We start from the raw sequence: 16,856 nt of genomic DNA, 5'->3' as shown, positions 1-16,856 counted from the left end.
GTTACTATTAAAGTAAAATAGTTATAAAATTTCTTAATTTTGGAGGGAAAAATGACAAAAAATATGAAAACAATGGATGGTAACCAAGCTGCAGCTCACATAGCTTATGCATTTACGGAAGTTGCTGGAATTTATCCAATCACTCCGTCATCAACTATGTCAGAGCATGTAGACCAATGGGCATCATACGGGAAGGAAAACTTATTCGGAACACAAGTGAAAGTTGTAGAAATGCAGTCAGAAGCCGGAGCAGCAGGAATTGTACACGGTTCTTTACAAGCTGGAGCTTTAACTACGACATTTACTGCATCTCAAGGATTACTATTGAAAATACCTAATATGTACAAAATAGCAGGAGAATTGCTACCAGGAGTAATGCATGTAGCAGCAAGAGCTATTTCAACACAGGCATTATCAATATTTGGAGATCATCAAGATATTTATTCAGCAAGAATGACAGGTTGGACAATGCTTGCAACAAGCTCGGTTCAAGAAGTAATGGACTTAGCAGGAATCGCACATTTAGCAGCAATTAAATCAAGAGTCCCTGTTATGCACTTTTTTGATGGTTTCAGAACATCACACGAAATAAATAAAGTGGAAGTTATGGATTACGATTTTCTTGAAAGCTTACTTGATAAAAAAGCAGTTAGAGAATTTAGAGAAAGAGCATTAAATCCAGAAAAACCAGTAACTAGAGGAACAGCACAAAATGATGATATTTATTTCCAAGCAAGAGAAGCTCAAAATAAATTTTATGAAGCTGTACCTGATATTATAAACGACTACATGAAAAAAATTAGCGAAAAAACAGGAAGATATTATGCACCGTTTGTTTATTACGGAGCAGAAAACGCCGAAAGAGTTATTGTTGCAATGGGATCTGTAAACGAAACAATTAAAGAAGTTGTAGATTATTTAAATAAAAAAGGAGAAAATGTAGGAGTGTTAAACGTTCACTTATACAGACCTTTTTCAAGCAAATATTTCTTCGATGCAATGCCAAAAAGCGTGAAAAAAATTGTCGTACTTGACAGAACAAAAGAGCCAGGAGCATTAGGAGAACCATTATACATGGACGTAAAAGCACTTTATTACGGAAAAGAAAATGCGCCTGAAATTGTAGGTGGAAGATACGGATTGTCATCAAAAGATACAACACCTGAACAAATTGTAGCAGTATTCAAAAATATTGCACAAAAAGAGCCTAAAAATAATTTTACAATAGGAATTGTTGATGACGTTACATTTACATCACTTGCACTTGAAGAAGAAGTTTTCACAGGAAATGAAGATGTGAAAGAGTGCTTATTTTATGGACTTGGTTCAGATGGAACTGTTGGAGCTAATAAAAATTCGATAAAAATTATTGGAGATAAAACAGACTTGTATGCACAAGGTTATTTTGCGTACGATTCTAAAAAAGCAGGAGGAGTGACAAGATCACATTTGAGATTCAGTAAAGATCCAATTCACTCAACTTACTTAGTTACAAGACCAGGTTTTGTAGCTTGTTCAGCACCTGCATACCTTGGAAAATACGATATGATTTCTGGGTTAAAAGAAGGAGGAACATTCCTATTAAACACAATTTGGGATAAAGAAAGATTAATTCCAAGCATACCAAATGAAATTAAACGAGAGTTAGCTAGAAAAAAAATTAAATTTTTCATTATAAATGCTACAAAATTAGCTAAAGAAATTGGATTAGGAAATAGAACAAATACAATTATGCAATCAGCCTTTTTCTATCTTTCAGAAGTAATTCCGCACGAAGAAGCAAAAGAGTATATGAAAGAATATGCAGAAAAAAGTTACGGAAGAAAAGGAAAAGACGTAGTTCAAAAGAACTGGAATGCTATTGACAGAGGAATTGATGGTTTAGAACAAGTGGAAGTATTACCAGAATGGGCAGACCTTGAAGTAAACGAACAAATTATCGAAGCAGCAAAACCTGAATTTATCAAAAAAATTGTAGACCCGATTAACCATATGAAAGGTAACGAATTACCAGTTTCATCAATCATAGAAACAGGAATGGTAGACGGAACTTTCCAACCAGGAACTGCAAATTACGAAAAAAGAGGAGTAGCGTCAGAAGTACCAGAATGGCAACCAGACATGTGTATACAATGTAATCAATGTGCCTATGTTTGTCCGCACGCTGTAATACGACCATTTTTATTAGATGAAGAAGAGATGGCAAAAGCACCAGAAGGAATGCCAACAGTAAAAGCATTAGGTGGAAAAGCATTCGAAGGATTACAATATAAAATTCAAGTATCACCTTTAGATTGTACAGGATGTAGTGCGTGTGTCGATGTTTGTCCAGCTCCAAAAGGAAAAGCAATTGTTATGAAATCAATAGAATCACAAATTGATAATCACGAAATAGAATATACAGATTACTTATTCGATAATGTTTTATACAAAGATAAATTGATGAATAAAGGAACAGTAAAAGGTTCACAATTTGCAAAACCATTATTTGAATTTTCTGGAGCATGCGCAGGTTGTGGAGAAACACCATACATTAAGTTAGTAACACAATTATTCGGAGAAAGAATGATCATAGCAAATGCAACAGGATGTTCATCAATTTATGGAGCCTCAACACCATCATCACCATATACAACGGCTGAAAGTGGTTGCGGACCTGCATGGGCATCTTCATTATTCGAAGACAATGCCGAATATGGATATGGAATGTTCCAAGCTGTAAATACAATTCGCCACAGAATTTTAAAAAGAATGGAAGAAATAAAAGAAGATGTTTCTTCAGAACTTTTTGAATTATTTAATAAATTTTCAGAAAATTTTGATGATGGAGATAAAACTACAGAAATACGTGATGAATTAGTAGCAGCGTTAGAAAAGGAAAACTCTAAAAATACAAATGAAAAAGTAAAAAATAATATTTCTGAAATATTAGAATTAAAACAATACTTAATCAAAAAATCTATCTGGATGTTTGGTGGAGACGGATGGGCCTACGACATAGGGTTTGGTGGACTTGATCATGTTCTAGCCTCTGGAGATGACGTAAACATACTTGTACTTGATACAGAAGTTTACTCAAATACAGGAGGTCAATCATCAAAATCTTCAAGAACTGGAGCAGTTGCAAAATTTGCAGCCTCAGGAAAACCAGCCAAGAAAAAAGATTTAGCCGCAATATTAATGACTTACGGAAATATCTATGTTGCCAAAGTGTCAATGGGAGCAAACCAAAACCAAACACTAAAAGCAATAAAAGAAGCGGAAGCATATCCAGGACCATCAATAATAATAGCTTATTCACCTTGTATTGAACACGGTATAAAAGCAGGTATGGGTAAATTCCAAACAGAAGAAAAATTAGCAACAGAAGTAGGATATTGGCCAATTTTTAGATTTGATCCAAGATTAGCCGAAAAAGGTAAAAATCCATTGCAATTGGATACAAGAAATCCAGCTTGGGAAAAATATGAAGAATTTTTACTAGGAGAAAGAAGATATGCAACTTTGGCTGCAGAATTTCCTGAAAAGGCAAAAGAATTGCTGGAAACAAATTTGAAAAATGCTAAGGATAACTGGAATTATTATAAACGTATGGCGGCAATGGATTATTCAATAGAAGAATAATAGAATAGTAAAATATAATTTTTGAAAGAACTGTCTTAAAAATAATTAAAATTTTGAGACAGTTCTTTAATTTTTAAAAAGTAGTAAAGTTTTCAAAAAAAATTAAAAAAAGTAGTTGACAAATATTTTTGTTTTTGATATAATACCTCTTGTCGATACAAAAATGTATCTTGTACAATAAACAAATAAATAGAAGAAGCATATACCATGAAAGATGTAATAAATAAGGACTTTTAATAATAAAAAAGTTCCTGTCAATAAGACTTTAAAAGGTGAAAATAAATATTGAATGAAGAGTTTGATCCTGGCTCAGGATGAACGCTGACAGAATGCTTAACACATGCAAGTCAATGGGGAAACGGTGCTTGCACCGTGATAACCATGGCGGACGGGTGAGTAACGCGTAAAGAACTTGCCTCTTAGTCTGGGATAACAGATGGAAACGACTGATAAAACTAGATATTATTAAAGCTTCGCATGAAGCTTTAATGAAAAGAGATGCTAAGAGAGAGCTTTGCGTCCTATTAGTTAGTTGGTGAGGTAACGGCTCACCAAGACGAAGATAGGTAGCCGGTCTGAGAGGATGAACGGCCACAAGGGGACTGAGATACGGCCCTTACTCTTACGGGAGGCAGCAGTGGGGAATATTGGACAATGGAGGAGACTCTGATCCAGCAATTCTGTGTGCACGAAGACGGTTTTCGGATTGTAAAGTGCTTTCAGCAGGGAAGAAGAAAGTGACGGTACCTGCAGAAGAAGCGACGGCTAAATACGTGCCAGCAGCCGCGGTAATACGTATGTCGCAAGCGTTATCCGGAATTATTGGGCATAAAGGGCATCTAGGCGGATATACAAGTCAGGGGTGAAAACTTAGGGCTCAACTCAAAGCTTGCCTTTGAAACTGTATATCTAGAGTGCTGGAGAGGTGGACGGAACTACACGAGTAGAGGTGAAATTCGTAGATATGTGTAGGAATGCCGATGATGAAGATAGTCCACTGGACAGCAACTGACGCTGAAGTGCGAAAGCTAGGGGAGCAAACAGGATTAGATACCCTGGTAGTCCTAGCTGTAAACGATGATTACTGGGTGTGGGCATGAAGAGTGTCTGTGCCGAAGCTAATGCGATAAGTAATCCGCCTGGGGAGTACGACCGCAAGGTTGAAACTCAAAGGAATTGACGGGGACCCGCACAAGCGGTGGAGCATGTGGTTTAATTCGACGCAACGCGAGGAACCTTACCAGATCTTGACATCCTACATAGGCCTGTGAGAACAGGCCGTGCCTTCGGGAACGTAGAGACAGGTGGTGCATGGCTGTCGACAGCTCGTGTCGTGAGATGTTGGGTTAAGTCCCGCAACGAGCGCAACCCCTATAGTTAGTTACCATCATTAAGTTGGGGACTCTAACTAGACTGCCTGCGAAGAGCAGGAGGAAGGTGGGGATGACGTCAAGTCATCATGCCCCTTATGATCTGGGCTACACACGTGCTACAATGGTTGGTACAAAGAGGAGCAAAACGGTGACGTGGAGCAAAACTAAAAAGCCAATCTAAGTTCGGATTGAAGTCTGCAACTCGACTTCATGAAGTTGGAATCGCTAGTAATCGCAAATCAGCAATGTTGCGGTGAATACGTTCTCGGGTCTTGTACACACCGCCCGTCACACCACGAGAGTTGTTTGCACCTGAAGTTACTGGTTCAACCGTAAGGAGGAAGGTACCTAAGGTGTGGATAGTGATTGGGGTGAAGTCGTAACAAGGTATCCGTACCGGAAGGTGCGGATGGATCACCTCCTTTCTAAGGAGTATATAAATACTAAATCTGTTTGGATTATGTTTCTTCTAGTATAAGGACAATGGGAAATGAATAGTAGGTAAAAAGATTACAATGAAAACAGGAAAACTGTTAGAGTTAGAATAAAAAGCTATTAAGGGCACACGGAGGATGCCTAGGCAACAAAAGCCGATGAAGGACGTGATAAGCTGCGAAAAGCTTGGCGGAGGTGCACATAACCTTTGATGCCAAGATGTCCGAATGGGAAAACCTATATGTGTAGATCACATATGCGAAAGAGGTAAGTCCGTGAACTGAAACATCTAAGTAACGGGAGGAAAAGAAAGTAAAAACGATTCTCTAAGTAGCGGCGAGCGAACGGAGAACAGCCTAAACCATATACATGTAAGTTGGCGACGTTGTGTATATGGGGTAGAGGGACTTTAATAGACTAATAGCCATAAAGTCATTTTACTAGTAGAGTAAGTGGAACACAGCTGGGAAGCTGGACCAAAGAAGGTGATAGTCCTGTAGAACGTAAAACTATTAGTGAAACTTAAAGCACCCGAGTAGCATCAAGCACGAGGAATTTGGTGTGAATCAGCGTGGACCATATCACGTAAGGCTAAATACTTTTGTTGACCGATAGAGAAGAGTACCGTGAGGGAAAGGTGAAAAGAACCCTGAGTAAGGGAGTGAAATAGAATTTGAAACCGTGTGCTTACAAACGGTAGGAGCTCGCAAGAGTGACTGCGTGGATTTTGGTTAATCATCCTGCGAGTTATGATATATGGCAAGGTTAAAAAGAATGGAGCCGAAGGGAAACCGAGTCTTAATAGGGCGACAAGTCGTATGTCATAGACGCGAAACCTAGTGATCTAGGCCTGTCCAGGTTGAAGCTAAGGTAAGACTTAGTGGAGGACCGAACTCACCGCCGTTGAAAAGTTGGGAGATGAGATAGGTCTAGGGGTGAAAAGCCAATCGAACTAGGAGATAGCTCGTTCTCTCCGAAATGCATTTAGGTGCAGCCTTAATTTTAAGATATGTGGGGGTAGAGCACTGTATGATCTAGGGGGCGTATTGCTTACCGAAATCAAGCAAACTACGAATACCATATATTAATGATTAGGAGTGAGTCTATGGATGATAAGGTCCGTGGACAAAAGGGGAACAGCCCAGACCACCAGCTAAGGTCCCTAATTATGTCTAAGTGGGAAAGGAGGTGGATATTCACAGACAACCAGGAGGTTGGCTTAGAAGCAGCCATACCTTAAAAGAGTGCGTAATAGCTCACTGGTCGAGAGTATCTGCGCCGAAGATGTAACGGGGCTAAGACATAAACCGAAGCTGTGGAAGATGCTTTCGCATCTTGGTAGGAGAGCGTTCTGTAAGCCGATGAAGGCAGGCTGTAAGGCCTGCTGGAGGTATCAGAAGTGAGAATGCAGGAATGAGTAGCGAGAAGGCGGGTGAGAATCCCGCCGGCCGGAAGTCCAAGGTTTCCAGGGGAAGGTTTGTCCGCCCTGGGGAAGTCGGGACCTAAGCCGAGGCTAAGTAGCGCAGGCGAATGGAAAATAGGTTAATATTCCTATACCACTTAATTAACGTTATTACTGATGGAGTGACGCAGGAAGGTATGTGAGAAGGCTGACGGTTTAGCCTTTCTAAGGAAATAGCGTGAGCATATAGGCAAATCCGTATGCTTAAACGTGAGAACTGATGGGTAAGCACCTCTTGGTGTAAGTCACAAATCCTACACTGCCAAGAAAAACTTCTAAGGAGGAAATTAAGTGCCCGTACTGTAAACCGACACAGGTGGACAGAGTGAGAAACTTAAGGCCGACAGGCTAACTCTAGCTAAGGAACTCTGCAAAATAGCCCCGTAACTTCGGGAGAAGGGGTGCCTATATTACTTGAGAAGAGAAACACTTCAAGGGGAAATAGGTCGCAGTGAAGAGTCTCAAGCAACTGTTTACCAAAAACACAGGTCTATGCTAAGCTGAAAGGCGACGTATATGGGCTGACACCTGCCCAGTGCCGGAAGGTTAAGAGGAGGATTGAGAGATCCGAATTGAAGCCCCGGTGAACGGCGGCCGTAACTATAACGGTCCTAAGGTAGCGAAATTCCTTGTCGGGTAAGTTCCGACCTGCACGAATGGTGAAATGATTTGAGAGCTGTCTTGGCTGGAGGCCTGGTGAAGTTGTAATGTCGGTGAAGATACCGACTACCTGCAGTAGGACGGAAAGACCCCGTGGAGCTTTACTGTAGCTTGGCATTGGGTTTTGGCAATGTGTGTATAGGATAGTTGGGAGACTGTGAAGTAATGGCGTCAGTTGTTACAGAGTCGCTGTTGGAATACCAACCATATGTTGTTGAAATTCTAATCTGGTATCGGAGACAGTGCTAGGTGGGCAGTTTGACTGGGGCGGTCGCCTCCAAAAGAGTAACGGAGGCGTTCAAAGGTTCCCTCAGGTTGGATGGAAATCAACCTAAGAGTGCAAACGCATAAGGGAGCTTGACTGCGAGACTGACGGGTCGAGCAGGTACGAAAGTAGGAGTTAGTGATCCGGTGGTTCCGTATGGAAGGGCCATCGCTCAACGGATAAAAGCTACCCCGGGGATAACAGGCTGATACTTCCCAAGAGTCCATATCGACGGAAGTGTTTGGCACCTCGATGTCGGCTCGTCTCATCCTGGGGCTGGAGAAGGTCCCAAGGGTTGGGCTGTTCGCCCATTAAAGAGGCACGCGAGCTGGGTTCAGAACGTCGTGAGACAGTTCGGTCCCTATCCACTGCAGGCGCTAGAATATTGAAAAGATCTGTCCTTAGTACGAGAGGACCGGGATGGACAAACCTCTGATGTATCAGTTGTCACGCCAGTGGCATGGCTGAGTAGTCACGTTTGGAAGGGATAATCGCTGAAAGCATCTAAGTGAGAAGCCCACTTTGAGATGAGTGTTCTTTTAGTATCCATCGAGAACAGGTGGTGATAGGCTGGAGGTGTAAGTATAGAGATATATTTAGCTGACCAGTACTAATAATACGAAAGCTTTTAATATTCTTTTTACCATACTATTTATTTCTCATTGTCTTTATTAAGTTTTAAGTTTGGTGACAATAGCGACAGGGATACACCTGGTTACATTTCGAACCCAGTAGTTAAGTCTGTTTACGCCGAAGATACTTAGAGTTATCTAGGGAAAATAGGAAATTGCCAAACTTTTTAATATATATTCTTATTAAAAAAGAGTGTCTCCGTAGCTCAGCTGGTTAGAGCATCTGACTGTTAATCAGAGGGTCGTTGGTTCGAGTCCAACCGGGGACGCCATTTTTTTATTTGTAAAGAAATTAAAATAACTTTCTTTAAATTTTTAATACTTTAATTTTAAATAGGTTTAAGTATAAATAAAATATTCAGATAGATAATCATTAGTTTGATATATAATATAAGTAATTATATATATTTGACAAATAAAGTGATATTTGGTATATTACTGATAGTTATAAATTAATGAAATGAATAATAGTAATTAAATAAAAGTAGGATAGTAGGATAGTAGAAAAATTAGAAATGATATGTTATTTTGAATATGATCATGAAATATGAAACTTATAAGTATTCTGTAGTTATTATAAGTATTTTAATTTAAGTTGAGAATGAAATTTTTTAAATTTAGGATAAAAATATGTCAAAATAATATTTGAAATAATGATTTATTTTTTCAATAAATAGTAATAAATATTTTAGATGTAATAATTGTAGTTTGATTTAATTAAAGTTTACTGTCTAGAAATTGATATAAATTTTTATAAAATCAAAAAGTTGTAGTTATTTAGATGGTTATGGGAAAAATTGAATTTTGATTGGTGAATCTTGTTGGTTGTAGCTAAAATTTGAAAGTATTTTTGAAATTTGGAATTGAAATATTATTGATGAGTTTGTTTAATAATGAGATTTTTTAAGTATAAGTTTTGATATTGAAATGATGTTGTGTAGGTTTGTGTATTTAGATAATTCAAAGTATAGTCAGTTTAGTGAGTAGAAAGTTGTTATTTAAATTGAGAGATTTATTGTAACTAAAAGTATATCGTTAATAATTATCCGTATTCTCTTTTATGTTTAAAAGAGTTTTTTTATTTAATGAAAATTAAGCTATTTAAAACGAAAAAAGATGAAGAAATGTTTGTATTTGGAAAATTCTAGATAAATTTTATAATAAAATGTAATATATTTAAAATAGAAAAATTGAAAATTTTATAAGATTTATTGGTTTAATGATTTTGTCTTTTGGATTGGCTTATTTGAAATTTTAGGAGGAGAATATATGATAGTAAAAGTAGATGCGAAAATATCAAAAGAAAATTTAGAAAGAATAATTGAAAGATTGCAAAATGATTATAAATTGAAATTGCATTTTTCGTATGGTGAGGAGTATACGATTATAGGTGTTGTTGGAGATACTAGTGTAATTGATACGGATAGAATATTGTCGATAGATAGTGTAGCGGATGTTCAAAGGGTTCAGGAGCCATATAAACGAGCGAGTAGAAAATTTCATCCAGAGGATACAATTGTAAAAGTGGGAGATGTAGAAATTGGTGGAAATAATTTGGTTATGATGGCAGGACCTTGTTCTGTAGAGAATGAGAAACAAATTATTGATACGGCAAAAGCGGTGAAAGCTGCAGGAGCAACAATGTTGAGAGGTGGAGTAGTTAAACCTAGAACATCACCTTATGCGTTCCAAGGATTGGGAATGGAAGGAATCGAATTGATGAAAAAGGCGAAAGAAGAAACAGGGTTGCCAATAATTTGTGAGGTTATGTCGATTGAACAGTTGGATAAATTTGGTCCACATTTGGATATGATTCAATTGGGTGCTAGAAATATGCAGAATTTTGATTTGTTGAAAGCAGTTGGAAAGACTAATATTCCAGTGTTGTTGAAAAGAGGATTAAGTGCGACAATTGAGGAATGGCTAATGTCGGCTGAATATATTTTGGCAGGAGGAAATGAAAATGTGGTTCTTTGTGAAAGAGGGATAAGAACTTATGAAACAGCTTATAGAAATGTATTGGATTTGAATGCAGTTCCGATGATAAAAAAATTGACACATTTACCGATAGTAGTGGATTCAGCACATGCGACAGGAAAATATTGGATGGTAAAACCATTGGGAATGGCAGGAGTAGCTGTAGGTGCAGATGGACTTATGGTAGAAGTTCATCCAGAACCAGATAAAGCATTATCAGATGGACCACAATCGTTAAAATTTGATGTGTTTGAAGACTTGATGCAAGATGTTGAAAAAATTGCGAATGTGTTGGGAAAAACGTTTAAGAAATAAAAATAGGAAATGTGGTAAGATAAAAAATAAAAAAATAGAAAATTTTAAAATTATTTTATAGAAAGGAGTGTACAGTATTAAGTTTTTTTGATATTGTACTAAAAGAAAAATATATGATTATTAAAGTTGATGGAAGTATTAGTCATGATACATTGAAAGAAATGATTGCGAGATTAGAAGCAGAAAATAATGTGAAGGTTAAATTGATAGTAGGGGAAGAATATTCTATTTTAGGATTGGTTGGAGATATAAGTACAATTGATATTAAACATATTCAATCGCTTGACTATGTGTTGGATGTTCAAAGAGTGCAAGAGCCGTACAAAAGAGCAAGTAGAAAATTTCATCCAGAAGATACAATTGTAAAAGTTGGAGATGTAGAAATTGGAGGAAATAATCTTGTAATGATGGCAGGACCTTGTTCAGTTGAAAATGAAGAACAAATCATGACAGCGGCAAGAATAGTGAAAAAATATGGAGCAACAATGTTGAGAGGTGGAGTAGTTAAACCTAGAACATCGCCATATGCGTTTCAAGGACTAGGAATGGAAGGGGTTGAATTGATGAAAAAGGCAAAAGAAGAAACAGGACTTCCAATAATCTGTGAAGTAATGTCGATTGCACAATTACATGAATTCGGTCCACACGTTGATATGATTCAGCTTGGAGCAAGAAATATGCAAAACTTTGACTTGTTAAAAGCAGTTGGAAAAACAAATATTCCAGTACTTTTAAAAAGAGGATTGAGTGCTACAATTGAAGAATGGCTAATGTCGGCTGAATATATTTTGGCAGGAGGAAATGAAAATGTAGTTCTTTGTGAAAGAGGGATAAGAACTTATGAAACAGCTTATAGAAATGTGCTTGACTTAAATGCAGTTCCGATGATAAAAAAATTGACACATTTACCAATAATAGTTGATTCAGCTCACTCTACAGGAAAATATTGGATGGTAGAACCACTTGGAATGGCAGGAGTGGCAGCAGGAGCAGATGGACTTATGGTAGAAGTTCATCCAGAACCAGATAAAGCGTTGTCAGATGGACCACAATCATTGAAAGAAGATGTATTTAAACATTTGATGGAAAATGTGGAAAAAATTGCGAATGTGTTGGGGAAAAGTTTTAAATAAATTTTTAGAAGGTTGTAAAAAATGAAAAGAAAATGGCTATTATTATTAATTATAATTTCTTCAATTAATTCTTTTGCTAAAGAAACTTACACTAAAGAAGAAAAACAATATTTAAAGCAAATTGAAAAAGGCGATAAGGATTCACTGTTAAAATTAAGTGATTATTATTTTCGAAATAGAAAATTTGAAGAATCTGAGAAGTTATTATTGAAATATGAAAAAGAAAATAACAGTTTAGAAAATAGTAGAGAAATAAAAGAAAAAATTATTTTATTTTACAGATATTGGAGAGATTCAATAGAACGTTCGGTTTTAAAAGTAAATATAGAAAAAACTAAAGAATTGGAAGAAAAAATTATTGAACGGTATAATGACTTAATAAAATCTGGTGATATAAAAGCATTGAATGATCTAGGAGAATTTTATATTTGGATAAAACAGGATGAAAAAGGAAATAAATTATTGAAAGAAGCTGCTGATAAAGGATATAAACCAGCTCAAGAAACTTTAGAAAGAAAGAGTAAGGATAACAGTTTTGGTGAACAGAAATTGCAAGAATATCAGAATAATTATAAAGAAACAGGTGATATTCGGATTTTAAGAACATTGGCAAGTTTTTATGTAAGTTTGAAAAAATATGATTTAGCAGAAAAAACTTATTTACAGTTAATTGAATTAGAGAACTATCAGCCTGATTATGCTTCATTAGCTCAAATGTACGATTATAAAACCCAAAATTATGAAAATGCAATAAAGTATTATAAATTGGCAATAGAAAAAATATCTAATAAAACTCAAAAATTTGATGCCCGAGATTATTGGGTTAGAATAGGAGATATATATTTTTTGCAAAATAATTTTGTTGAAGCTGAAAAGGCATATAAAAATTCTATGGCATTTAAACATCCAACGGATGGTAAAACATACGAGCGAAATATGCTAATAGAAATTTATAAGTCACAAGGAAGAACGGAAGAAATGAAAAAATTGGAAAAGCAGAATAAAAGCTGGTGGAATAATTAATAGTTATGTTCTGCACTAATAAAGCAAATATTATGAACCAAGGAGTCTTGACTCTTTGTCAAGTTCAAAAGAATTGGACTGGTGAACAATTTAATAAAAATTTTCATATTTTGTGTACAGTATTTGGCTATAGTAATTATTTATAAGAAAAATTGTTAGCTGGTTGTAAAAGTGAAAGCAATAAATAGTGAACAACAGCATTATAATCACAGAGGATCAAGACCCTTTGACAGATAATGAAGAAAAATAATAAAGCTAAAAATATAAAAATGCTGTTTTATTGAAAGTTTTTACTTTTTCAAATGGCTAAAAAATTTGTAAAAAGAGGTGTTTACAATTTTGAAAAAAATAGAAGATTTAACAGTAACGATAGTAGGACTTGGAGTGATTGGGGCAGCTTTTGCGCAAAGTTTTAAGGAAATCGGTATCAAGACTATTTACGGAATTGATATTGATGAGGAGACGATAAAGAAGGCAGAAGAAAAAAAAATGATAAATAAAGGCTTCCTTGAAACTAAGGACCCTTTGGAAAAATCAGATTTTGTTGTAATTACTCTTTATCCTAACTTGATGAAATCGTTTTTTGTGAATAATATTGATAATTTTAAGGAAAATGCTATAATTACTGATGTTGTGGGTATTAAGGAGAAAATTATTGGAGATATTGATCCGATTATTGAGAAAAGTAATAAAAAGAATGGGAAAAATATTGACTTTATTTTTGGACATCCGATGGCAGGGCGTGAAAAAAGAGGAATTGATTTTGCGGATAACCGTGTTTTTCAAAATGCAAATTATATAATTATTAAGGATGAAAAAAATAAAAAGGAAAATTTGGAATTGCTTTCAGAAATTGTAAGATTGATGGGATTCAAGAAAGTTAGTTTTCTTACGGCACAGGAACATGATGAGATTATTGCGTTTACGAGTCAGCTTACTCATGCGATTGCGGTTTCGCTTGTGAATAGTGATAGTGAGAAGTATGATACAAATCGTTTTATTGGGGATTCTTATCGAGATTTGACGAGAATTGCGAAAATAAATGAAGATTTGTGGGCAGAGCTGTTTATGGGAAATAAAAAGAATCTTTTGAAAATGATACAGCAGTTTGAAAAGGAATTGGATGTAATTAAAGATGCCTTGAATAATAATGATTTGGGGACATTAAAAGAGAAATTTATAATTTCTACGAAACGTAGGGAGAAAATAGATTAATAGAAATTAATTTGGGAGGAATGAAATGGAAAATAATTCTGAAAAGAAAAAGTATTTGAAAACATTGATTGGAGATAATATTTATTTTTCACCAATTTCTCTTGATGATATTGAAGAGTATACTGAGATGGTTAATGATATAAAAGTTTCAGTTGGTTTAGGTTCTGTTTCTTATACAAATATTACAGATTTTGAAAGTGAAAAGGAATTTTTAACTTCAATAAAAAAAGAAAAAATATTTGCTGTTAGACTACTTGAAAATGATGAACTTTTGGGAAATATTGGATTTAATTCATTAGATATGGTAAATAGAAACGGTGCATTGGGAGTTCTAATAGGAAATCCTAAACATCAGCGAAAAGGTTATGGAACAGAGGCTCTGAAATTAATACTTGATTATGGTTTCTCATTTTTAAATTTGAGAAATATATCGCTAAAAGTATTCGAATATAATGAACCAGCCTATAATTTGTATAAAAAAATTGGATTTAAGGAAGTAGGACGGTTACGGAAAGCGGTTGAAATTATGGGAAAAACTTATGATGTGATTATAATGGATATGTTAAAAGAAGAGTTTCAGTCGATTTATATAAAAAGAGAACTTGAAAAAAGATATAACTTGAAATAAAAAATTATATAGTAAAATCATTTTAAATTGTTGGATTTAGTGGTTTTGCTATATTTTAATATACGATTGTTTTTAGAAAAATATGCTAAAAACTATTTAAAATTAAACTGTTAAAAATTATGTAAATTTAATGGTTGAGTAAAATATTCATAGTTTTTGAGTTTAGTTTTAAAGCAGTTTTACTATAATATTGATTTGAAATGTAAATTTAGTATTAAATGAAAAATTATGATTAAAAGGATGGATAAATTATGGAAAAATTACATGTTGGATTGGGAAAAAATTCTTATGATATTATGATTGGGGAAAATTTTTTTGAGGAATTTCCAAAATATATTGGAGAAGTTTATACTGGGAAAAAATTGTTTGTAATTACAGACTCAAATGTTCATGAGATTTATGAAGAAAAGTATAAAGAAATGTTTAAAGGATTTAATTATAGTATATTTGTGCTACAAGCTGGGGAAAAACATAAGCATATTGGGATAATGCCTTCGATTTACTCGGCTATGGTGAATGAAGGACTTACGAGAAAGGATATGGTTGTTGCGTTTGGTGGCGGAGTTGTTGGAGATATTGCTGGATTTGTAGCGGCTAGTTATATGCGTGGGATTGGGTTTATTCAAATTCCTACAACAATTGTTTCGCAAGTTGACAGCAGTGTTGGTGGAAAAGTTGGAGTTGATTTGCCTGAGGGGAAAAATCTTGTTGGGGCTTTCCATCAGCCAAAACTTGTTTTAATTGATAATTATTTTTTAAATACATTAACTGATAGATATTTTTACGATGGATTTGGGGAAATTGTGAAATATGGATGTATTTATGACAAGAATTTTTTTGATAGACTTGTGGAAATTGTGGAAAAAGTTGGGGTTTTGCAAGATGATGAAAATTATATACAAAAATTGCGTGAACATTTGATGAAGTATGTGAATGAGCTTGTTTATCGTTCTTGTGAGATAAAGAAGGAAGTTGTGGAAAAAGATGAGAAGGAAAGCAACTTGAGAATGATATTGAATTTTGGGCATACGATTGGTCATGCGATTGAGCAGTTTACAAATTATGAAAAATATTCACACGGAGAGGCGATTTCTGCTGGGATGGTGGATATTACGAAAATTGGAGAGAAAAAAGGGTTTACTAAAGAAGGGGAAGCTGTGAAAATTGCGAAATTGCTTAAAGCATTGAATTTGCCAACTGAAATTGAGTATCCAAAAGATGAGATTGCGAAGATTATGAAAAGGGATAAGAAAAGTACGAATGACGGGATTAATTTTGTGATTTTGAAAGAGATTGGGCAAGTTGAGATTATGAAGATTGGAGCAGAAGAGATTTTTGAGTAAACATTTGAAATTGTGGAAATAGAAATGTGTGATTATGTGGGGAAATTGAAAAGGTTAGGCAGTATCTGATAAATTTATTAAAATCTTGAATTGGAAAAGAATAAAATGGAGGATTAGTGTGTGTAAAGCAATTATAGATGAAATTTTTGGAGAAATAAAAAATTTTGAAACTGAAGTTGAGTGGCTTGGGAGAAAAATAAGTGTGAGTTTTGATGGTAGAATTGGGCATAATTGGAGTGAAGATAAAAAAGTAGAAGAAGTTAAAGGAGCAATTGAACAATTTAAAATTATGTATCTTAATCAAAAAGAATGGGATGAGAGAATAAGGGATAGAATTGTGGAAGATTTGCATTGGTTAGCGGAAGATTGGTTTTCTTCAGTAGATGAGGAAGATATAGATGGAATGATAGAAATACTTGAAAAAAATTCAAATTCTAAATTTACGGAAAAAGAAAAGGAAGAGTTAAAAGAACAGAAAGTTTCAAAAAAAGTTTTTAAAAATGGAATTTATTTAGAAAGTTTGAATATAACTTCTAATGGAGATTTTACAGTGTACTATTATGATGACGAAGTATTTTTTGCAGGACATTGGATTGATTTAATGGGGAATATTAACGGGGAATTTAGAGGTGAAGCGGATATTGTAGGATAAATTTTTAGTTTTGAGTGTTGAAAGAGAATTTTGATAAGGATAAGATTTTGAATAAAGGTTTTGGTTTAAAGGGTTCTTTTAGACTTAAAATGAAGAGGAAAAAAACAATGTAAAAGGAG

8 protein-coding genes, 1 tRNA gene and 3 rRNA genes are annotated in these 16,856 nt (G+C 35.0%); all 12 read left to right on the top strand.

The features are described from left to right. Positions 1-51: 51 nt before the first annotated feature. Positions 52-3,624 (top strand): pyruvate:ferredoxin (flavodoxin) oxidoreductase, encoded by a 3,573-nt coding sequence (nifJ, locus tag J4863_RS07445; RefSeq protein ID WP_211618131.1) that lies wholly within the window; start codon positions 52-54, stop codon positions 3,622-3,624. Positions 3,625-3,910: 286 nt separating this feature from the next. Continuing rightward, positions 3,911-5,422 (top strand): 16S ribosomal RNA (locus J4863_RS07440). Positions 5,423-5,542: 120 nt separating this feature from the next. Then, positions 5,543-8,453: ribosomal RNA gene (locus J4863_RS07435) — 23S ribosomal RNA — on the top strand. Positions 8,454-8,502: 49 nt separating this feature from the next. Next, positions 8,503-8,615: ribosomal RNA gene (rrf, locus tag J4863_RS07430) — 5S ribosomal RNA — on the top strand. Together the 16S, 23S and 5S rRNA genes with 1 tRNA gene alongside form the textbook arrangement of a ribosomal RNA operon. 31 nt (positions 8,616-8,646) lie before the next feature. Continuing rightward, positions 8,647-8,723: transfer RNA gene (locus tag J4863_RS07425), tRNA-Asn, on the top strand. 997 nt (positions 8,724-9,720) lie between these two features. Next, a complete protein-coding gene (gene aroF, locus J4863_RS07420; protein ID WP_211618130.1) occupies positions 9,721-10,743 on the top strand; it encodes a 3-deoxy-7-phosphoheptulonate synthase in 1,023 nt (340 codons plus the stop codon). A gap of 113 nt (positions 10,744-10,856) precedes the next feature. After that, positions 10,857-11,876, top strand: a complete 1,020-nt coding sequence (gene aroF, locus J4863_RS07415; RefSeq protein WP_211618129.1) for a 3-deoxy-7-phosphoheptulonate synthase — start codon at positions 10,857-10,859, stop codon at positions 11,874-11,876. 21 nt (positions 11,877-11,897) lie between these two features. Further along, a complete protein-coding gene (locus J4863_RS07410) occupies positions 11,898-12,899 on the top strand; it encodes a hypothetical protein (protein ID WP_211618128.1) in 1,002 nt (333 codons plus the stop codon). A gap of 339 nt (positions 12,900-13,238) precedes the next feature. Beyond that, positions 13,239-14,114 carry a prephenate dehydrogenase gene (locus J4863_RS07405; protein ID WP_249111501.1) on the top strand — a complete coding sequence of 292 codons (876 nt, stop codon included), beginning with the start codon at positions 13,239-13,241 and terminating at the stop codon, positions 14,112-14,114. A gap of 25 nt (positions 14,115-14,139) precedes the next feature. Next, entirely contained in the window at positions 14,140-14,742 is a 603-nt protein-coding gene (locus tag J4863_RS07400; RefSeq protein WP_211618126.1) for a GNAT family N-acetyltransferase, read from the top strand. A gap of 251 nt (positions 14,743-14,993) precedes the next feature. After that, positions 14,994-16,085: a 3-dehydroquinate synthase gene (gene aroB, locus J4863_RS07395; RefSeq protein WP_211618125.1), complete on the top strand. Its 1,092-nt coding sequence runs from the start codon at positions 14,994-14,996 to the stop codon at positions 16,083-16,085. A 118-nt stretch (positions 16,086-16,203) separates the two neighbouring features. Next, entirely contained in the window at positions 16,204-16,737 is a 534-nt protein-coding gene (locus J4863_RS07390) for a DUF2262 domain-containing protein (protein ID WP_211618124.1), read from the top strand. Positions 16,738-16,856: the final 119 nt, after the last annotated feature.

Origin of the sequence: Leptotrichia sp. oral taxon 221 (assembly GCF_018128245.1) — a bacterium.
GTDB lineage: Bacteria > Fusobacteriota > Fusobacteriia > Fusobacteriales > Leptotrichiaceae > JABCPH02.
This window is presented reverse-complemented; position numbering and strand designations above follow the sequence as displayed.